Annotated in this window: 20 protein-coding genes; 8 read left to right on the forward strand and 12 right to left on the reverse strand. The window is 61.9% G+C overall.

The annotated features are described in order from the left end of the window. Positions 1–9 precede the first annotated feature (9 nt). The 10 genes from FHS09_RS03135 to FHS09_RS03180 all read right to left on the reverse strand — a co-directional run bounded on the left by FHS09_RS03135 (position 10) and on the right by FHS09_RS03180 (position 8275). Positions 10–489 carry a phosphatidylglycerophosphatase A family protein gene (locus FHS09_RS03135; RefSeq protein ID WP_183456589.1) on the reverse strand — a complete coding sequence of 160 codons (480 nt, stop codon included), beginning with the start codon at positions 487–489 and terminating at the stop codon, positions 10–12. Positions 490–541: 52 nt separating this feature from the next. Next, the gene (thiL, locus tag FHS09_RS03140; RefSeq protein WP_183456591.1) at positions 542–1495 is read right to left on the reverse strand and encodes a thiamine-phosphate kinase; all 954 of its coding nucleotides are present in this window, start codon (positions 1493–1495) and stop codon (positions 542–544) included. A gap of 23 nt (positions 1496–1518) precedes the next feature. Then, positions 1519–1959 carry a transcription antitermination factor NusB gene (gene nusB, locus FHS09_RS03145; protein ID WP_183456593.1) on the reverse strand — a complete coding sequence of 147 codons (441 nt, stop codon included), beginning with the start codon at positions 1957–1959 and terminating at the stop codon, positions 1519–1521. Between the two features lie 170 nt (positions 1960–2129). Then, entirely contained in the window at positions 2130–2600 is a 471-nt protein-coding gene (ribH, locus tag FHS09_RS03150) for a 6,7-dimethyl-8-ribityllumazine synthase (RefSeq protein WP_183456594.1), read from the reverse strand. 148 nt (positions 2601–2748) lie between these two features. Beyond that, on the reverse strand, positions 2749–3864 hold the full coding sequence (ribBA, locus tag FHS09_RS03155; protein ID WP_183456596.1) for a bifunctional 3,4-dihydroxy-2-butanone-4-phosphate synthase/GTP cyclohydrolase II: 1116 nt from the start codon (positions 3862–3864) through the stop codon (positions 2749–2751). A 192-nt stretch (positions 3865–4056) separates the two neighbouring features. After that, the gene (locus FHS09_RS03160; RefSeq protein WP_183456598.1) at positions 4057–4716 is read right to left on the reverse strand and encodes a riboflavin synthase; all 660 of its coding nucleotides are present in this window, start codon (positions 4714–4716) and stop codon (positions 4057–4059) included. Continuing rightward, positions 4716–5861 (reverse strand): bifunctional diaminohydroxyphosphoribosylaminopyrimidine deaminase/5-amino-6-(5-phosphoribosylamino)uracil reductase RibD, encoded by a 1146-nt coding sequence (gene ribD, locus FHS09_RS03165; protein WP_246394341.1) that lies wholly within the window; start codon positions 5859–5861, stop codon positions 4716–4718. Before ribD ends, FHS09_RS03160 begins: the two co-directional genes overlap by 1 nt. 1 nt (position 5862) lies before the next feature. Then, positions 5863–6330: a transcriptional regulator NrdR gene (gene nrdR, locus FHS09_RS03170; RefSeq protein ID WP_183456600.1), complete on the reverse strand. Its 468-nt coding sequence runs from the start codon at positions 6328–6330 to the stop codon at positions 5863–5865. 72 nt (positions 6331–6402) lie between these two features. Continuing rightward, positions 6403–7668, reverse strand: a complete 1266-nt coding sequence (gene glyA, locus FHS09_RS03175) for a serine hydroxymethyltransferase (RefSeq protein WP_183456602.1) — start codon at positions 7666–7668, stop codon at positions 6403–6405. A 127-nt stretch (positions 7669–7795) separates the two neighbouring features. Beyond that, positions 7796–8275 (reverse strand): outer membrane beta-barrel protein, encoded by a 480-nt coding sequence (locus FHS09_RS03180; protein WP_183456604.1) that lies wholly within the window; start codon positions 8273–8275, stop codon positions 7796–7798. A gap of 198 nt (positions 8276–8473) precedes the next feature. Between FHS09_RS03180 and FHS09_RS03185 the strand changes: the two genes are divergently transcribed. Beyond that, positions 8474–8878: a hypothetical protein gene (locus FHS09_RS03185; RefSeq protein ID WP_183456606.1), complete on the forward strand. Its 405-nt coding sequence runs from the start codon at positions 8474–8476 to the stop codon at positions 8876–8878. 111 nt (positions 8879–8989) lie between these two features. On the opposite strand, the gene mmsB is transcribed toward FHS09_RS03185, so the two are convergent. Together mmsB and FHS09_RS03195 are read right to left on the reverse strand one after the other, a co-directional pair. Continuing rightward, positions 8990–9892 (reverse strand): 3-hydroxyisobutyrate dehydrogenase, encoded by a 903-nt coding sequence (mmsB, locus tag FHS09_RS03190; RefSeq protein ID WP_183456608.1) that lies wholly within the window; start codon positions 9890–9892, stop codon positions 8990–8992. Positions 9893–9951: 59 nt separating this feature from the next. After that, on the reverse strand, positions 9952–11055 hold the full coding sequence (locus FHS09_RS03195; protein ID WP_183456610.1) for an enoyl-CoA hydratase/isomerase family protein: 1104 nt from the start codon (positions 11053–11055) through the stop codon (positions 9952–9954). Between the two features lie 201 nt (positions 11056–11256). Here FHS09_RS03195 and ettA point away from each other — a divergent pair, with 201 nt between their 5' ends. From ettA to FHS09_RS03230, 7 genes are all read left to right on the forward strand, one after another. After that, positions 11257–12921, forward strand: a complete 1665-nt coding sequence (gene ettA / locus FHS09_RS03200; protein ID WP_183456612.1) for an energy-dependent translational throttle protein EttA — start codon at positions 11257–11259, stop codon at positions 12919–12921. A gap of 158 nt (positions 12922–13079) precedes the next feature. After that, on the forward strand, positions 13080–13898 hold the full coding sequence (locus FHS09_RS03205) for an MOSC domain-containing protein (RefSeq protein ID WP_183456614.1): 819 nt from the start codon (positions 13080–13082) through the stop codon (positions 13896–13898). Positions 13899–13915: 17 nt separating this feature from the next. Continuing rightward, a complete protein-coding gene (locus FHS09_RS03210) occupies positions 13916–14911 on the forward strand; it encodes a questin oxidase family protein (protein ID WP_183456616.1) in 996 nt (331 codons plus the stop codon). Positions 14912–15187: 276 nt separating this feature from the next. Continuing rightward, positions 15188–16489: an OprD family outer membrane porin gene (locus tag FHS09_RS03215; protein WP_183456618.1), complete on the forward strand. Its 1302-nt coding sequence runs from the start codon at positions 15188–15190 to the stop codon at positions 16487–16489. Positions 16490–16537: 48 nt separating this feature from the next. After that, the gene (locus FHS09_RS03220; RefSeq protein ID WP_183456620.1) at positions 16538–17527 is read left to right on the forward strand and encodes a TRAP transporter substrate-binding protein; all 990 of its coding nucleotides are present in this window, start codon (positions 16538–16540) and stop codon (positions 17525–17527) included. Between the two features lie 124 nt (positions 17528–17651). Continuing rightward, complete coding sequence (locus tag FHS09_RS03225; RefSeq protein ID WP_221191763.1) at positions 17652–18236, forward strand: TRAP transporter small permease subunit; 585 nt, start codon at positions 17652–17654, stop codon at positions 18234–18236. Between the two features lie 2 nt (positions 18237–18238). Then, entirely contained in the window at positions 18239–19636 is a 1398-nt protein-coding gene (locus FHS09_RS03230) for a TRAP transporter large permease (protein WP_183456622.1), read from the forward strand. Positions 19637–19865 lie beyond the last annotated feature (229 nt).

Here is a 19865-nt window from a genome sequence, read left to right on the forward strand (position 1 = left end):
CGGCGTTCCCTACCCGATAAATAGAGCGGTCAGCTGCAGCACCACTGCCGCGTACACGGCGGCTAGTATATCGTCGAGCATAATACCCACACCACCGTGCACCCGGCGGTCCGCCCAGCCGATCAGTTGCGGCTTGGCGATATCGAACAGGCGGAACAGCGCGAAACCATAGAGCGCCCAGATCCAGCCTGACGGGGCCATAAACATGGTAAGCCAGTAGCCCACCATTTCGTCCCACACGATACCGCTATGGTCGTGCACCCCGAGTTTTTCCGAGGCCGCTTCGCAGAGATAAAAACCCAGCAGCGCAGCGGCCACCACCACCGCCAGGTAGACTGCGGGAGCCAGCGGCTGCAGCAGCAACCAGACCGGGATCGCCGCCAGGGTGCCGAAGGTGCCCGGCGCCCTGGGCGCCAGGCCGGAGCCGAAGCCGAAGGCCAGCAGCATGGTGGGGCTGCGCAATAAATCGGAAAAGCTTGGCTGTTTCATTCCGGGGCTCTACTAATCCCCTGTAGGAGCGGCCGCTCCTACAAGGTAAGAATCAAAAGTGTTGGTAACCTGATCGGGTCGGGGACCAGGGTTTTCCATCCAGCCAACTGCGCACCCCGGGATTTCCTTCCGCCGGCACAATGGTTCCTATGCGTGCGATATCCAGTCCGAGTTTTTCCAGCGCGGACCAGTGTTTCTCCGGAACGGTAAAACACAACTGGTAATCGTCGCCGCCGGTGGCGGCCAGTTCCAGGGCCCTGTTCTCTCCGGCCAGCTGCCGGGCCAGCGGCGACACAGGCACCGATTCCATATGGACGTCCGCGCTGACACGGCTGGCGTTGCAGATATGTCCCAGGTCCGCCAGCAGGCCATCGGAAATATCCACCGCACTGCCGGCCAGTTCACCGATTGCCGCGGCCAGGGCCAGTTGCGGCTCGGGAAAGTAGTAAGCCCGCCGCGCCTCTTCTCTCTCATGCCCGGCGGCAGCCTGCCCCAGCACCACCGGCAGCGCCGCCGAGGCTGCGCCCACCGGGCCGCTGACATAAATGCCATCGCCAACCCGGGCCCCGTCGCGGCGCAGCGGTAATTTGCTGCTGCCGGTGACCTGGATGGTGACAGACAGCGGCCCGCGCGTCGTATCGCCTCCCACCAGGGAAATGCCGAACAGCTCTGCCGTCTCCAGCAGGCCGCGGGAAAATTCCCGCAGCCAATCCGCATCGCTCTCCGGCAGCGTCAGCGCCAGAGTGAACCACAGGGGCTTGGCATTCATCGCCGCCAGGTCGCTGAGATTGACCCGCAGCGCGCGCGCGGCGATGGCCGCCGGGTCCGCGTCCGCGGGAAAATGCCTGTCGGCTACCAGAGTATCCACACTGGTGGCGAGCAGTCCCTGCGCCGGCGGCTTCAGCAGCGCGCAATCGTCGCCGATACCCACCACCACGCCCTCGCTCAATTTTTTTGCTCCGGCAAAAAAATCGCGGATAATTTCGAATTCGCCGGGGCCGCGCACGGGATCGTTACCGCCTGCTGCCGCTACTTTTTATCCGCGGCGACTTCCGTCGCCCGCAGATCCGCAGCGGTTTTGTCGAGAATGCCATTGATAAACTTGTAGGAATCCGTGGGGCCGAATTTCTTTGCCAGCGCCACCGCCTCGTTGATCACCACCTTGTAAGGCACGTCGATGCGGTTTTTCAGTTCGTAGCTGGACATGCGCAACAGCGCGCGGGACACCGGGTCCAGGCCGTCGATGGCGCGGTCCAGGTGCGGCTCGAAGGCACCCTCCACTTCGTCGAGTTCTTTCGCCACACCGTGGAGCAGATCGTGGAAGTAGTCCACATCCGTCTTGCTCATATCGTTGTCGGTACGGAACTCGGCCTCGATAGTGTTCAGGCTGGCGCCGGCCATCTGCCACTGGTAGAGCGCCTGCATGGCGTAGTGGCGCGCCTTGCGGCGGGCCGATGCGGTAACGGTCATAACTTTCGCTTTCCGATAGTCACGCTGTAGGAGCGGCCGTTGGCCGCGATTGGATATTGGCTGTTTCTCGATACATCGATCGCGGCCAACGGCCGCTCCTACAACAATCTTTCACGCTCCTCGCGCGGGCTGCGCCCGCGTTGCCGAGCTGGGGCTCGGCGTTCCCGGGCTTATATTTTTCCGAGCAGGGAAACCATTTCCAGCGCGGTTTCCGCCGCTTCGCAGCCCTTGTTGCCCGCCTTGGTGCCGGCGCGCTCTATGGCCTGCTCGATGGAGTCCACGGTGAGCACGCCGAAGGTCACCGGCACGCCGCTGTTCAGGGACACCTGGGCCAGGCCCTTGGTGCACTCGCCGGCGACGTATTCGAAGTGCGGGGTGCCGCCGCGGATCACCGCGCCCAGGGCGATGATCGCATCGAAATTTCCGCTGGCGGCAAGCTTCTGCGCAGCCAGGGGGAATTCAAAGGCGCCCGGGGTGTAATAGATGGTGATGTCCTCGTTCTTGATGCCTTTGCGGCGCAGTGTGTCCAGGGCGCCACTCTTGAGGCTTTCAACTACAAAACTATTCCAGCGGCTCACCAGCAGCGCGTATTTGCCCTGGCAGTTGGTGAAGTCGCCTTCGATTACTTGGATATCGCTCATAATTTCTTTTCTATCGCGTAGGATGGGCAAAGCGCAGCGTGCCCATCAATTTCCGCATGATGGGCACGAGCCCGCCATGGATGGCGGGAATGCAGCAAATGCATGGAGCAATTTTCTGCCTGCGCTTTGCCCATCCTAAAAAAACAAACTATTCCTGGTCGATGTTCAGATATTCTTCCACTTCCAGGTCGAAACCGGAGATGGCACTGAACTTGAACGGCGCGCTCATCAGGCGCATTTTGCGCACATTCAGATCGCGCAGTATCTGCGAACCGGTACCCACCTGCTTGTACACCAGGTCCTGGCTGGGGCGCTGCTGCTTGCCGCTGATCAGCCAGTCGATGCTCTCCTCGATCTCCTCGGTGGTCTCGTTGTGGCAGATCAGCACCACCACGCCCTTGCCCTCCTGCGCCACCCGCTGCATGGCGGTGCGGAAGGTCCAGGGGACAAATTTCTCATCGCCGCGCCGGATGGTAAGCACGTCGCGCAGGGTATTGCCCACGTGCACCCGCACCAGGGTCGGTTCCTCCGGGGCGGGTTTGCCTTTCACGAACGCGAAGTGGCGCTCGCGGCGGGCCTTGTCCAGGTAGGTGCGCAGTTTGAATTCGCCGAACTCGGTGTGCACCTGGCGCTCGTTGGTGCACTCCACGGTTTTTTCGTTGAGGGCCCGGTAGTTGATCAGGTCGGCGATGGTGCCGATCTTCAGCTTGTGCTTTTGCGCGAAGATCTCCAGGTCCGGGCGGCGCGCCATGGTGCCGTCCTCGTTCATGATTTCCACGATCACCGCCGCCGACTCGAAGCCGGCCAGGCGCGACAGGTCGCAGCTGGCCTCGGTGTGACCGGCGCGGCTCAATACACCGCCGGGCTGGGCCATGATCGGAAAAATATGCCCCGGCTGCACGATATCCTGCGGCTTCGCATTGCGCGCCACTGCGGCGCGCACGGTGCGCGCGCGGTCGGCGGCGGAAATACCGGTGGTGACCCCCTCGGCCGCCTCGATGGACACGGTGAAGTTGGTGCTGAACTGGGCGCCGTTGTCCCGTGACATCAGCGGCAGATCCAACTGCTCGCAGCGCTCCCGGGACATGGGCATACAGATCAGACCGCGGGCGTGGGTGGCCATAAAGTTGATATCCTCGGCGCGCACCTGCTCCGCGGCCATCACCAGGTCGCCCTCGTTCTCGCGATCCTCGTCATCCATCAGGATCACCATCTTGCCCTGGCGGATGTCGTCGATCAGTTCTTCAACCGTATTTAATTCCATAAATCTCTCTAAGCGTGATTTGTGGCCCATACCCCCGGTCCCCATATGCGGGGAAGGGAGTAAAGGGAGGTGCTGTTCCCTCTCCCCTGGGGGAGAGGGTTAGGGAGAGGGGTGCCGATCGAAGCCCCCTCCCCCGGCCCCTCCCCCGCAAGCGGGAGAGGGGAGCTATTCTTTCGAGTCCCGAGCCCATTATCAGGCCTTGTAAAAACCGTGCTTGGCCAGAAATTCCACCGTAAGGCCTTCGTCGGATTTGGCGGCCTCATCTCCCAGCAGCAGCCGCTCCAGGTAGCGCGCAATCAGGTCCACTTCCAGATTGACCCGGGTGCCGGCGGCATAGTCGCCCATCACCGTCTCCCGCAGGGTGTGCGGCACTATGGTGAGTTCGAACTCGCCGCCTTCCACCGCGTTGACCGTGAGGCTGGTGCCGTCGACGGTGATCGAGCCCTTGTGGGCGATATATTTTGCCAGCGCGTCCGGCGCGCGCAGGCGGAAACGCTCGGCGCGGGCCTCGGATCTGCGCCATAGCACCTCGCCGATACCGTCCACATGGCCGCTGACGATATGGCCGCCGAGGCGGGTCTGTGGGGTCAGGGCCTTTTCCAGGTTCACCCGCTCGCCCCGCTTCCACTCGCCGACAGTGGCCACCGCCAGGGTCTCCGCGGAGACGTCCGCCCAGTAGCCGTCGCCGGGCAGGTCCACCACCGTGAGGCAGACGCCGTTGGTGGCGATGCTGTCGCCCAGCTGTACGTCGGACAGATCCAGCTTGCCGGTTTTTACCCGCAGGCGCAGGTCCCCGCCCCGGGGTTGCAGTTCGGCGATTTCGCCGATGGCTTCGATAATTCCGGTAAACATCAGCGTTCTATATCGGTTGTGGCTGTAATGCGCCAATCGTGCCCCACTGCGCGCATATCGGTGATCGTTACGGGCAGCACCGAACCCATACGCTTGATGGGTAGCTCGAACAGCGGCCGGGCGGTGCTGCCCAACAGCTTCGGGGCCATGTACACGATCAGTTCGTCCACGTGGCCGCGGTAGAGAAACTCGCCGGACAGGGTGGCGCCGCTCTCGATCAGTACCTCGTTGCACTCGCGCCGGACCAGCTCCGCCAGCAGTGCACTCAGGTCCACGCGGCCCTCGGCACCGGCCGGCAGGGTGAGCACTTCCGCACCGGCAGCCTGCAGGCGCTCGCGGCGCGCATTGTCCGCCCCCTCGGTGGTGCAGATCAAGGTGGGGGCCTCCCCCTGCAGAATAAAGGCGTTCGCGGGGGTGCGCAGGCGGCTGTCGACGATCACCCGCAATGGCTGGACCTCTTGCACCATGATCATTTGGGCCGCACTTTCCGCGGCGAGCAGCTCCAGGGCCATTTCGTCGGCGCGCACGTTCAGGTTGGGGTTGTCAAAACGCACCGTCTCCACCCCGGTGACCACCGCGCAGCTGCGCGCGCGCAGCCGCTGCACGTCGGCGCGCGCGGCGGGACCGGTGACCCACTTGGACTCGCCGCTGGCCATGGCGGTGCGGCCGTCCAGGCTCATGGCGGATTTGATGCGCACCAACGGCAGACCCAGGGCCATGCGCTTGATAAAGCCGGGGTTGAGGGCTCGGCATTGCTCTTCAAGCAGTGGTCCCTCCACCTCGATGCCGGCATCGCGCAGCCTCTGCAGCCCCTGCCCGCCCACCGCGGGATTTGGGTCCTGCATGCCGTAAACCACCTTCGCCACGCCGGCCTCGATCAGGGCGTCGGCGCAGGGGCCGGTACGGCCGCTGTGACTGCAGGGTTCCAGGGTGACGTAGACAGTGGCACCGCGGGATCGCTCGCCGGCATCGGTGAGCGCCTCGATCTCCGCGTGGGGCAGACCGGCGCGCCGGTGCCAGCCCTCGCCGAGGATCCGGCCGTCGCCGTCGGCGATCACGCAGCCGACCCGGGGATTGGGCATGGTGGTGTAAAGGCCGCGCTCCGCGAGCTGTACCGCCCGCGCCATCAGTTCCCGGGGCAGCATATCAGCGGGGCTCCGCGGGTTTCCGCGTCAGCCGCTCGATCTCCTCGCTGAACTCGCTGACATCCTCGAAGCGGCGGTAGACGGAGGCAAAACGCACGTAGGCCACCTGGTCCAGCTCGCGCAGCTGTTCCATCACCAGTTCGCCGATGGCGCGCGCGGGCAGTTCGCGCTCGCCGGTGGCCTGCAGGGCGTGCTTGATCTGGGCCACGGCGGATTCCACCCGCTCGGTGCTGATCGGGCGCTTTTCCACCGCGCGCTGGATGCCGGCGCGCAGCTTCTCCTCGTTGAAGGGTTCGCGCTGGCCGTTCTGCTTGATCACCCGCGGCAGCAGCAGTTCGGCGGTCTCGAAGGTGGTGAAGCGCTCGTGGCACTGGAGGCACTCGCGCCGGCGGCGCACCTGGTCGCCCTCGGCGACCAGGCGGGAATCGACGACTTTGGTTTCCTCTGCGGCGCAGAAAGGACAGTGCATGGAGGGGAGGCCCTGTAGAAAAATTGCGCGCAGTTTAACACAGTCCGCAGGGTGCGCCCTGCGGAGCGCGATTCAGCTTTTGTATACTGGATAGCGGGCGCAGATCTCCAGCACCTTCTCCTTCACCTCGGCGATCACCGGCTCGGCGTCGCCCTTCTCCAGCCCGTCCAGCACGTCGCAGATCCAGTGGGTGAGCTGCTTTGTCTCCTCCACCCCGAAACCGCGGGTGGTGATCGCCGGGGTGCCGACGCGCAGGCCGCTGGTGATAAACGGTGAGCGGGGGTCGTTGGGCACGGCGTTCTTGTTCACGGTGATATTGGCGTTACCGAGGGCCTCGTCGGCGTCCTTCCCGGTGTACTCCTTGCCGATCAGGTCCACCAGCATCAGGTGGTCGTCGGTGCCGCCGGAGACGATGTTGATGCCGCGGTCGAGGAAGGTCTCGGCCATGGCGCGGGCGTTCTCCACCACTTTCTTCTGGTAGGCCTTGTACTCGGGACTCATGGCCTCCTTGAAGGACACCGCCTTGGCGGCGATCACGTGCATCAGCGGGCCGCCCTGGCCGCCGGGGAATACTGCGGAGTTGAGCTTCTTCTCGATCTCCTCGTTAGCGCGCGCCAGGATAAGGCCGCCACGGGGGCCGCGCAGGGTCTTGTGGGTGGTTGAGGTCACCACGTCGGCGTGGGGGATCGGGGACGGGTACTCGCCCGCGGCCACCAGGCCGGCCACATGGGCCATATCCACCATCAGGTAGGCGCCCACCTTGTCGGCAATGGTGCGGAACTTCGCCCAGTCCATCACCCGGCTGTAGGCGGAGAAGCCGGCCACGATCATCTTCGGTTTGGTTTCCAGGGCCAGGCGTTCCACCTCTTCGTAATCCACTTCGCCGGTCTCCGGGTTGAGGCCGTACTGCACCGCGTTGTACATCTTGCCGGAGAAGTTCACCCGTGCGCCGTGGGTCAGATGGCCTCCGTGGGCCAGGCTCATGCCGAGCACGGTGTCTCCGGGGGCACACAGGGCCTGATAGACCGCGGCGTTGGCCTGGGAGCCGGAGTGGGGCTGCACATTGGCGTAGTCGGCGCCGAACAGCTCTTTCGCCCGCTCTATCGCCAGCGTCTCCACCTTGTCCACATACTCGCAGCCACCGTAGTAGCGCTTGCCGGGATAGCCCTCTGCATACTTGTTGGTCAGGCTGGTGCCCTGGGCCGTCATCACCAGCGGGCTGGTGTAGTTTTCAGAGGCGATCAGCTCGATATGCTCTTCCTGGCGGCGGTCCTCTTCCTGAATGGCTTCCCAGATTTCCGGGTCGAAAGAAGAGAGCTTGGTGGATGAATCAAACATGGTATTCCCTCGGTAAAGCGGGCTGAGTTCAGACTAGATGAAACTGGCGGTTTGGAAAGGCGCGCATTGTACACCAAGGGGGCTGTGCGCCAAGGCGCGACCGGGCGGCCGCGCCGGGGGGGAGGGGTCAGAAGGACAGGATCATGGTCCCGGACCAGAAGTTCACGTCCTCTTCGATCAGGGTGTATTCCAGTTCCACGTTGGTGTTGGGGCCGAAGTTGAAGCCTACGCCGGCACCGAGGGAGATACCGGTGTCGTCGCCGAAGAAGTCGATATCCTCGTGCAGGATGCCGGCACGGCCTTTGAAGTAGATATTGCCGTGGGAGCGGTAGGTGCCATAGAAGGCGAGGGTCTGGATATCCACATCGATATCTCCACTAAAGGCATCGGCCTCGCCGCTGATGATCGAGTTGGTGTATTCCCCTTCAAAGCCCCAGCCGGAAGCGAAGGTATAGCCGGCGCGCAGGCCGAGATTGAAAGGGTCATCGAAATTGGAGCGGTCAATGGTCATCAAACCGGCGGTCCCGCCGAAGTAACCGCCTTCGGCGTTGGCTGCGGAAGAACAGGCCAGAGCCAGCGCAGCCAGCCCCTTTGCAAAAGTACGCATAGGTACCCCCAATTGTTGTTTACCGGAAAAATTGCGCGGATTCTATCCGCCTATCTTGCGGAGGAACAGTTCACGGGTCACAGATGTGCGTGATAACTTCAGCAAGGTCCGACCGCTTGATTGCAATTTTTGTCCAGACGCCAAAAACCTCGATATGCCAGCTAAGTTTACCGGCAACCGTTTCCGCGAGGTTTTTTTATGTCTCCGCGTATTGCCCTGCCTTTCTTTCCGCTTCTTCTGGCCGCCTGCACCGCCAATCCTCCCACGATGTCGATCACGGTCAGCGGCACACTGGTGGAGGCCGGTGGCAAATACTATTTACAGAGCGCGGAAATCCGATATCACCTCAACTGGATGCCGCAACTGCGCTACGGCAAATACCTGGGACGCGAGCTGGTCGTGCAGGGCAGTGTTCCCGAGCAGTGCGCACAGGTCTGGCAGGACGCTGTGATCAAAGTACACGGCGGCGCTGAGCTGGTGGATTGGCGGGAGGTGGACTGGTCCACCTGCATCGCTGCCGAGCGGGTGAGCCTGGTCACCGCGGATGGCGAACAGCTGGTCTACGATTGGCGGGAAATCAATATGGAGGATTACTATTTTTAGGGACTCGGGACCCGCGAGATTGCGCTGTAGGAGCGGGCCATGCCCGCGATCGATCCAGCTTCGCGGCATAGTCCGATCGCGGGCATGGCCCGCTCCTACACTGACCTGCCGTCATCCCTTCCCCGCCGGCCGCCGGAACAGGTTCTGAATACTGGAGAAATCCAACCGTCGGTTCTCCTCGCTGCTGCCATGCAGCTGGTAGAGATTTTTCGCCAGCGCGCCGAGGGGTGTGGAAGAGGCGCTGCCGGCGGCGGTGTCCATCGCCAGGCCCAGGTCCTTGAGCATCAATGCCACCGAAAACCCGCCGGCGTAACCGCTGGAGGCGGGCACGCCGTCCATCACCCCCGGATAGGGATTGTATTTTTCCAGTGACCAGTTGCCGCCGGAACTCGCGCGTATGATCTCCGAGAGCACACTGGGATCCAGGCCGTTGTCCACCCCCATCTGCAGCGCCTCGGCGGTGCCGATCATATGGATGGCAAGCAGCATATTGTTACAGATCTTGGCGATCTGGCCGGCACCGGCGGCACCGGCGTGGAAGAGCCTGGCCCCCATAGCCTCCAGCAGCGGCCGCGCCGCCGCCACCGCCTCCGCGTCTCCTCCGCACATAAAGGACAGGGTGCCGGCGGCCGCCGCCGCGGTGCCGCCGGAGACCGGCGCATCAATGGCGCGGATATCCCGGCTGGCCGCGGCGGCGATCAACTGGCGCGCGTCGTTGACAGAGATGGTGGAGCTGTCGATTACCAGGGTGCGCGGATCGAGCGCCTGCAGCAGCCCTCGCGCACCCAGGTAGAGCCCTTTTACCCCATCGCCGCTAGGCAGCATGGAAATGACCACATCGGCCCCCTGCGCTGCCTGCTGCGCGTTCTCCCCGCGCTCACAACCGTTTTCCACCGCGTGTGCCAGCGCCGATTCGGACAGATCGAAAGCGGTGACCCGGAAGCCGGCCTTGACCAGGTTGGCGGCCATGGGGCCGCCCATATTGCCGAGACCGATAAAAGTGACTTTCTCCATTGTGTTAACTCCCTTTTGTTATGGTTGTATCTCCCTGTAGGAGCGGCCAACGGCCGCTCCTACAAATCGTGAAGCGGGCTTTGCGCCCAGGGAGGGACGAAGCATTTCTCCACCTCCCCCGAGGTAATCTCTTCCAGGCTGGCCGGCTGCCACCTTGGCTCGCGGTCCTTGTCGATCAGCAGGGCGCGCACACCCTCCCTGAAGTGGCCGCTGGCGCAGAGGTTGACCGCCAGCACCAGCTCCATGCGAAACACTTCGGCGAGGGACAGGTGGCGGCCCCGGCGCAGCTGCTCCCAGACAACCCAGGGCGTCAGCGGCGAACCCGCCCACAGGGTGGCGGCAGCCTTTTGCAGCCAGGGGTCCTCTCCTTTATAGCCTGCAATGGCCCGGCAGACCTCCGGCAGGCTGGCGTAGTCGGTGAGCGCCTGGATCTGGTCGTAATGCTCCCACAGCACCGATTTCGGGCGCTCCTCCCGGGGCAATTCCAACTCCTTGAGACAGTCGCTCACCAGGCGATGGTCGGACTCCGCCGAGGCGGTAAACGGCAGCGCTTCCAATCGCTCCAGCGTGGCCATCCTGTCACCGCTCGGCAGCAGGCGGTCCGCCAGCCCGGCAAACAGTGCATCGGCGCCGTTGAACTGGACTCCGCTCAGGCCCAGGAAGAGGCCCAGGCGGCCGGGCATGCGGCTCAGGAACCAGCTGCCGCCCACGTCCGGAAGCAGGCCGATGGTCACCTCAGGCATGGCCATTCGGGTGGTGTCGGTGGCGATGCGGTGGCTGGCGCCGGCCATAATGCCGATGCCTCCGCCCATCACTATGCCGCTTCCCCAGACCACGACGGGTTTCGTATAAGTGTGAATTTTGTGGTCCAGCCGGTATTCGCAGGAAAAGAACTCAGTAGTGTAGTCGTAGCGCGGCGCCTCGCCGTAGCCGCTGGACTCCCGGTAAAGGCTGACCACATCGCCGCCGGCGCAGAACCCCCGGTCGCCGCTGCCGTCTATCCACACACAGGCCACACTGTCGTCCGCGGCCCAGTCGTCCAGTTGCCGGGACAGCAGCCGGATCATATCCAGGTTGAGCGCGTTCAGTGCCTTGGGCAGGTTGAGGGTGGCGACTGCCAGGGCGCCGCGGCGGGAAAAGAGTACCGGAGAGTTCTGATCCATCGTTCTCTCTATCAGGGTAAAAAATTCCAAGGCAGTTAAACACAGATAAACACCCGCGTCAGCTGGCCGCCCGCAGCTGGCCGCCCGCAGCTGATTATCGGTGGGCTTTTGGCCGAAAAGCGCCCGGTTGCACTTTTTCATCAACCTGATAAGTTGCGCGCAAATTCTGACCGATTCCAACTCTGTTTACTGGAACCTTAAATGGCCGAATACGTATACACCATGAACCGGGTGGGCAAGGTAGTGCCGCCCAAGCGCGAAATCCTCAAGGACATCTCCCTGTCCTTCTTCCCCGGCGCCAAGATCGGCGTGCTGGGCCTGAACGGCGCCGGTAAATCCACCCTGCTGCGCATCATGGCCGGCGTGGACCAGGACTATAACGGCGAGGCCCGGGCCATGCCCGGGATCAAAGTGGGCTACCTACCCCAGGAGCCGCAGCTGGACCCGGCCAAGAACGTGCGCGGCAACGTCGAGGACGGCATGCGCGAAGCCATCGACGCCCTCGCCGGCCTGGAGCAGGTCTACGCCGACTACGCCGAGCCGGATGCCGACTTCGACGCCCTGGCCAAGAAGCAGCAGCAGTTCGAGGACATCATCCAGGCCTGGGACGCGCACAATCTGGAGCACCGCCTGGAAGTGGCCGCCGACGCCCTGCGCCTGCCGCCCTGGGACGCGGACGTGAACAACCTCTCCGGCGGCGAGAAGCGCCGCGTGGCCCTGTGCCGCCTGCTGCTGTCTCGCCCGGACATGCTGCTGCTGGACGAGCCCACCAACCACCTGGACGCGGAGAGCGTCTACTGGCTGGAGCGCTTCCTGCACGACTTCAACGGCACCGTGGTGGCCATCACCCACGACCGCTACTTCCTCGACAATGTAGCCGGCTGGATACTGGAACTGGACCGCGGCCACGGTATTCCCTGGGAGGGCAATTACACCACCTGGCTGGAGCAGAAGGAAAAGCGCCTGGCACAGGAGCAGCGCGGCGAGCAGGCCCGCGCCAAGGCCATGCAGAAAGAACTGGAGTGGGCGCGCCAGAATCCCAAGGGCCGCCAGTCCAAAAACAAGGCGCGCCTCTCGCGCCTGGAGGAGATGCAGTCCCAGGATTTCCAGGCCCGCAACGAGACCAACGAGATCTACATTCCGCCGGGCGAGCGCCTGGGGGACAACGTGATCGAGTTCGAGAGTGTAAGCAAAGGCTTCGGCGACCGGTTGCTGGTCGACAACCTGTCCTTCCGCGTACCCAACGGCGCGATCGTGGGCATCGTCGGCGGCAACGGCGCGGGCAAATCCACCCTGTTCCGCATGATCAACGGTACCGAGCAACCGGACAACGGTAATATCAAGATCGGAGAGACGGTACAGGTCGCCTACGTCGAGCAGGGCCGCGAAAACCTGGACGACAACAAAACCGTATGGGAGGCCATTTCCGACGGCCACGATATGCTCAGGATCAACAACTACGAAGTGGGCTCGCGCAACTACGTCGGGCGCTTCAACTTCAAAGGTAGCGACCAGCAGAAACGCGTGGGCGAGCTCTCTGGTGGCGAGCGCGGCCGTTTGCACCTGGCGTACACGTTAAAGCAGGGCGCCAACGTGCTGCTGCTGGACGAACCCTCCAACGACCTGGACATCGAAACCCTGCGCGCGCTGGAAGAAGCCCTGCTCAACTTCCCCGGCTGCGCCCTGGTGATCTCCCACGACCGCTGGTTCCTGGACCGGGTGGCCACCCATATCCTCGCCTACGAGGGCGGGAGCGAAGCGGTCTTCTTCGAGGGCAACTACACCGAGTACCACGAGGACTTCACCCAGCGCAAAGGCGAAGAGGCCACGCCGCACCGGATGCAGTACAAGAAACTCAAAACCTGATAAAACTGAAGGCCCGCTGATGCGGGCTTTTTATTTCGGAGCCCGCCGATACCTCGATCGGTCCCCTCTCCCCTTGGGGAGAGGGTTAGGGAGAGGGGGGCAGATCGAAGCCCCCGCCCCCGCAAGTGGGAGAGGGGAGCTGCGCAGAAGAAGGAAAAATGACTCGGATGCACATCTCCGCCCTCTACCACTTCCCCATCAAATCCCTCCAAGGCCACCGCTGCGAATCCCTGACGCTGGACCGCTTCGGCGCCGTCGGCGACCGCCGCTGGATGTTGGTCGACAGCGACAACCAGTTCGTCACCCAGCGCCGCCTGCGCGCCATGGCCAGGCTGCAGGCCACTGTCACCGAGGCCGGGGTCAGCATCCGCAACCAGAGCGGCGACCGTATCGAGGTATCCCGGCCGGACAGCTCCGCCCCAATGCGCCAGGTGCGCGTCTGGAAAGACACCTGCACCGCCCGCGACGCCGGCGACAGCGCTGCCGAATGGCTGAGTGAGCAATTGCAAACCCCGGTACGCCTGGTTGCCATGGGCAGCGAATACCGCCGCCCTCTGCCATCGCCCCGCGACGGTATCCAGGTCGGCTTTGCTGACGGCGCGCCGCTGCTGCTGATCGGCCAGGCCTCCCTGGACGATCTCAACGGGCGCCTGGAGGAACCGGTATCCATGCTGCGCTTCCGCCCCAACCTGGTCATCGAAGGCGCCGCCCCCTTTGCCGAAGATGACTGGCGCCTGATCCGCATTCACACAGCGGGGGGCCCCCTGGAACTGGAGGGTACCCACCCCTGCTCTCGCTGCGCCATTCCCGGACTGGACCCGGACACCGGCCGGCCCACCAAGGAACCGTTGCGCACCTTGTCGCGCTACCGGCGCGGGGAGGACGGCCAGGTCTACTTTGGCCAGAACCTGGCGCCGCGTCTTAGCGACCCGAACGGAGCCACCATACACTTGGGGGATAGAGTGGAAGTGGAATAAGTTTTAGCAGGCCCAATATGAGCATTACCCGCTACTGCGCGGAATTGCTGGAGGCCGCCAGTCGATACCATGTTCGTTATGGCGACCGTCTCGCCAACCATCTACCGATGGTGCTAATCGCCCTGGACAAGATGGGCGCCAGCCGCAGGCAGTTAAAGCGCGCCTTCGAACGCTGCGTCCCCTCCCTGGAAAGACCGCAACTGCCACCGCCGACCCCATCCGTCTGTATCGCCGAATGCCGCAACCGGGAGGAGTTCTACCCCAGCGCCCTGCGTTACTACGAGCTACAAATAAAGGAACACGACATCGAGGAGTGTCTGCGCCGCGAGCTGCCGCCGCTACTCCCGGCCATTGCCACCGCCGCCTTCCACCCGCTGATCCGCACCGCCTACGGCATAGACGCAGAGCACCAACAGGAAATCGCCACCGGGTTGGCCTACTGGAACCTGGAATACCACACGCTGCTGGCCAGCAGGGAACAGATCCCGATGCCCGCCAGGGAAATACCATCGCTACTGGCAGAGCGCTATCCGCTGATCTCCCTGGCGCCGGGAAATATTTCCGACCATATGTTTTCGGTAACGCAGCAGCACGGCTGGCTGGATACCCCCATACAGCCGGAGCAATTGGCGCTGGAGGATATTGCACGGGTGGCCATTGATGCCTATCGGGGCACCGGGGATTTCACCCTGTTGCACGGGGTAACCGGATGCCATGCACTGCGGCTGGTATTGCCCTATTGCCCGGAACCTGAGACCGCATTGCGCTATTTCTGGACAGGATTTGTGGCGGCTTATTTAAGTACGGGACCGAAAGAGATCCATTTACCGACGGAAACCGGAGATATTCCTAGCTGGAAGGAAATCAGGAAAAAAGCCCGCCTCAGCAGCGACGATCATGTGGTGAAATTGACTTACAGCTGCTCCCAGGAGTTTGAACAATACGGTCTTGAAGATTATCTGTACGCGGCGGCCCGCGCCGTTGACCCTATGGAAAAACCCCGGGCCGCCTGATCCTTACATCCTCAAAATCCCGTTAGAACTTATCGATCCCACCCGCCCGCCAGGGCACCAGTTGGCGTAATCCCACCCATTTCCCCAAAGCCAATGGGTGAACAGCCACCCATTCCAACACCGGCCCGCGGTTTGGTTTTTTTGCTAATACTTTGATTTTTATAGAGAAAAAGGGAAATTTCAGCAACTGGTATGGCTCTTGCTCTTGCCATAGGTACCCGGGCGCCATAACAACGCAAATGCGCCGGGTATCTAATAACAAATACCAGGAGAGCAATGATGAGAATAATTCGCCTGCCATTGGCCCTGAGCACCACTTCCCTCTGCCTGCTGGCCGCCGCCCCCGCCTTCGCGGACGAAGGTTTTTGGGAAGGCGGCGGCGTCAACGCCAAGATCCGCGGCATCCACTTTGATCGCGACTACGAAAATGACAGCAAGAACCGCGAACAGTCGGCTATGGGCCTGGAACTGGGTTACAGCTCAGGCTACTTGGGAAACCTGATCGGCTTTGATGTGACCGGCTACCACGTGCAGGAACTGGCCTCCTCCGGCGCGATGAGCAATGACATTCTCACCCGCACCAACAGCGGCGAGCTGGACGACGCTTTCTCCAAGATCGGTCAGGCCTACCTGAAACTCAACGTCGCCGACCGCGTGAGTGCGAAGATCGGCCGCCAGTTGGTCAAGACCATGCTGCTCTCCTCCTCCGGAACGCGCGCCATTCCCAGCTCCTACAACGGCGTCAGCATTAATGGAAAGCTGGCCGACTTCGAACTCTACGGCGTGCGTGTCGATCAGTGGTCCAGTCGGCACGACGATCACTTCGAAGGTTTCCGCACGGATATTACCGAAGCCGGTGCCATAGACTACATCGGCGTCTTCGGTGCCAAGTACAAACGCGGCAACTTCACGGCCGAGCTGGAACAGCTGAACAGCAAAGACTACCTGCAAAAACGCGGCCTGCGCCTTGGCTACCAGCTCCCACTGGGGAATTCCAGTCTCATGCTGAGCGGTGGTTATTTCACTTCCGACGACGACGGCGAACTGTTCGCAGTCGGCGCTGAAAAAGGCGAAATGGATTATGTCGACGGCGTCGAGCCGGAGAACCACGCTCGCGCTGCCTATGTCGATGCGGAGTGGAAGCGCGGCAACCTGACCCTGGGCGGAGCCTTTACCGCGATTCGCGACGATGTCTGGCTCGAGGACAACTTCACCGGCGACCACGGCCGCAACCCCTTCCCCACCCGCTCGGTCATCGCACCCGACTTGACCGGAAAAAATGAAGATATCTGGCAGCTGCGCACCACCTACAACTGGACGGACCTGGTTCCCGGACTCACCACCAAGCTGAGTTACACCTGCGGCGAAGGTGCGGAGAACACCGTGGATAAGTCTCTGGGCATAGCCGACGAGTGGTATACGGAGCTGGATGTCAAATGGAACCTACCCAACGTAAAAGGCCTGAGCCTCCGCTGGATTGCCCACGACTACCATTCGGACGAAAAGGGCACGGTCGCGCAGGTCAAAGAGGATGAGCTCGATAACCGCTTCTACATGGACTACGTCTACAAATTCTGACCGGCCCCGCAACCATAGCAATAAACAACGCGATAGAGAGGAAACATTATGTCCATTCGCAACCTTATCAAAGCAGGCGCAGCCACCGTGTTGTGCGCCTTCAGCCTCACAGCATTTTCCGCCCCGATCGAAATCAAATTTTCCCACGTCGTGGCAGAGAATACTCCCAAGGGCCAGATGGCCATTCACTTCAAGGAGCTTGTGGAAAAACGCTTCCCCGGCCGGGTGTCTGTCCAGGTATTTCCCAATGCCCAGCTGTTCGGTGACAACAAGGTACTGGAGGCTCTATTGCTGGGTGACGTGCAACTGGCCGCACCCTCGGTATCGAAGTTCCAGAAGTTTACCGACCAACTGCAGGTGTTTGACCTGCCGTTTCTGTTCGAGGATATGGAAGCCGTGGACCGCTTCCAGCAAAGTCCGGCGGGCCAGAAAATACTGGGTTCATTGGAGAAAAAAGGGCTGGTCGGCCTCGGCTACCTCCACAACGGCATGAAACAGCTGAGCGCCAATTCCCCCATCCGAGAACCCCGGGATGCCGAGGGCAAGAAATTCCGTATCATGACCTCGGACGTTCTCGCTGCCCAATTCGAAACCGTCGATGCCATTCCCGTGAAAAAGCCTTTCTCCGAAGTATTCACCTTATTGCAAACCAAGGCTATCGACGGGCAGGAGAACAGCTGGTCGAATATCTACTCCAAGAAATTCTTTGAAGTCCAGCCCTACATAACCGAAACCAATCACGGAGTTCTCGACTATCTGGTGGTCACTTCCGCCGAGTTCTGGCGGGGCCTGCCGGACGACTTGCGCCCGGAAATCAAGAAGGCACTGGATGAATCCATCGCCTATGGCAACAAGGTCGCTGATCTCAAGGACCAGGAGGACAAAGAGGCCATCATCACCTCCGGGCAGACCAAAGTGTTGCCGCTGACCGCCGGCCAGCGTGAACAATGGGTGGAGAGCATGCGGCCGGTATGGAAGCAGTTCGAAAAGCAGATCGGCCGGGATCTAATTGCCGCCGCGGTAGCATCCAATCAATAACTCTAAGATCGCGGGCCACCAACGGCCCGCATTTTTTGCACAGCCCAGGAGAGTATGCCCAGCTCCACGGTGAAGACAGACAGAGCTTTGCCGACCGGGCTCACTGCCTTGAGGTTCAATAGTCGTGAATATAAAAAAATTTATCGAGCGTCTTGAAGAAGGGTGCATCAGCGCACTGCTGGTTGCCATGACCCTGCTGGTCTTTGTCGAAGTCGTGTTGCGTTTCGGATTCGGCGTCGGCGTTATGTGGATCGGAGAACTCACCCTGACAGTATCAGCCTGGTTCGTGCTTTTCGGCATGTCCTACGGCCTAAAAATCGGCGCCCATATCGGCGTGGACGCCCTGGTACGTCTCCTCCCCCGCACCGGACGACGCATTTGTACCGCCATTGCCGTACTGATCTGCCTGGCCTACTGCGGCCTGATTATGTATGGGGGATGGGTTTACGTGGGCAAACTGCACATGATCGGATTGGAAATGGAAGACCTGCCCCTGCCGAAGTGGTCGGTCACCAGCATACTGCTGGTCGGGTTCGGCCTTATGGCCCTGCGCCTGTTACACCTTTTGTGGGACGTTATCCGCGGTACAGCTGACGGCTTCAGCCACACCGACGAAGTGAAAGAGAGTCTGCAACTGGCAGACAAGGAAAACATCGCCCCCGACCGCCCCTCCCCGAAACTTAATGCCGCACTGGCCGAGGGAGCCTGAACATGACTATTGCAACTCTTTTCCTGGTACTGTTCATCTGCATGCTGCTGGGCATGCCCATTGCCATTGCCCTGGGGTTTTCCAGCGTATTGACCATCCTGATATATTCCAACGATTCCCTGGCATCGGTCGCACTGAAATTTTTTGAAGCCACCTCCGAGCACTACACGCTGCTCGCCATTCCGTTCTTCATTCTGTCATCGGCATTCCTGTCCACCGGCGGCGTGGCCCGCCGGATGATCAATTTTGCGATGGATTCGATCGGCCATATTCGCGGGGGCCTGGCAATGGCCTCCGTTCTGGCCTGTATGCTTTTTGCCGCCGTATCCGGCTCTTCCCCCGCCACGGTAGCGGCAATCGGCTCCATCGTCATTGCCGGCATGGTGCGGGCCGGCTATCCCGAAAAGTACGCCGCCGGTGTGATCGCCAATGCGGGAACTCTGGGCATCCTGATCCCGCCATCCATCGTCATGCTGGTCTACGCCGCCGCCACAGAGGTCTCGGCCGCAAGGCTGTTTATGGCCGGGCTGATCCCCGGACTGATGATGGGGGGCATTCTGATGATCGCCATCTATATTCTGGCCCGCATCAAAAAGCTGCCTTCGCGCCCCTTCCCCGGCATCGGCCAGCTCTCCCGCTCCGGCATCAAGGCCCTGGGCGGCCTGATGCTGATCTTCATCGTGCTCGGCTCCATCTACGGCGGCGTGGCGAGCCCCACCGAAGCGGCTGCCGTGGCCGCGGTGTACGCCTTCCTGGTTGCCATCGTGGGTTACCGCGATATCGGTCCCCTCAAGGGGGTCCCCTGGCGTAAGGCGGGAGAGTCCTTTAGCCGGACGCTGGGTCGCAATATCGGCGGCATCGCCCTGGCCCTCCCCCGCGCCAGCACGGACGAAGAGGTCAGGAAAGTTCTGCTGGACGCCGCCAAAGTCTCCCTGATGCTGCTGTTTATCATCGCCAACGCCATGCTGTTTGCCCATGTGCTGACGACGGAGCGTATCCCCCACGCCATTGCCGAGGCCATTATCCAATGGGGACTGCCGGCCTGGGGCTTTCTGATCATCGTCAATATCCTGCTGCTGATGGCCGGGAACTTTATGGAGCCTACGGCCATTCTGCTGATTCTGGCCCCGATCCTGTTCCCTATCGCCACCCAGTTGGGAATCGATCCCATCCATTTGGGAATCATCATGGTGGTGAACATGGAGATCGGCATGCTGACGCCGCCAGTGGGTCTGAACCTCTTTGTGACCGCCGGTATTACCAACCGCGGGATCGGCTGGGTGATCGGTGCCGCCGCTCCCTGGCTGGCATTATTGCTGCTGTTTCTGCTATTAATCACCTACGTGCCGCAGATCTCGCTGGTGCTGCCCGAGTATTTCGGCTATTCGGGGGGTGGTTGACCCCTGTCGGACCCGGCCGGGAGGGAAAGGACCCAGCAGTTACGTCCTTCCGAACCGGCCGGGCCCTTTTACAGATAGATTGCGGTGACGAAATGCCTTACCCGAGTAACCACCCTGTAGGAGCGGCCGCTGGCCGCGATCAGCCTCACTTCGTAGTGAAAGCCGATCGCGGCCAGCGGCCGCTCCTACAGAGCTATATCCTCATCGCCGAGTGAACAGCCAGAGTGAC

The sequence above is a fragment of the Microbulbifer rhizosphaerae genome, from assembly GCF_014191725.1.
GTDB lineage: Bacteria > Pseudomonadota > Gammaproteobacteria > Pseudomonadales > Cellvibrionaceae > Microbulbifer > Microbulbifer rhizosphaerae.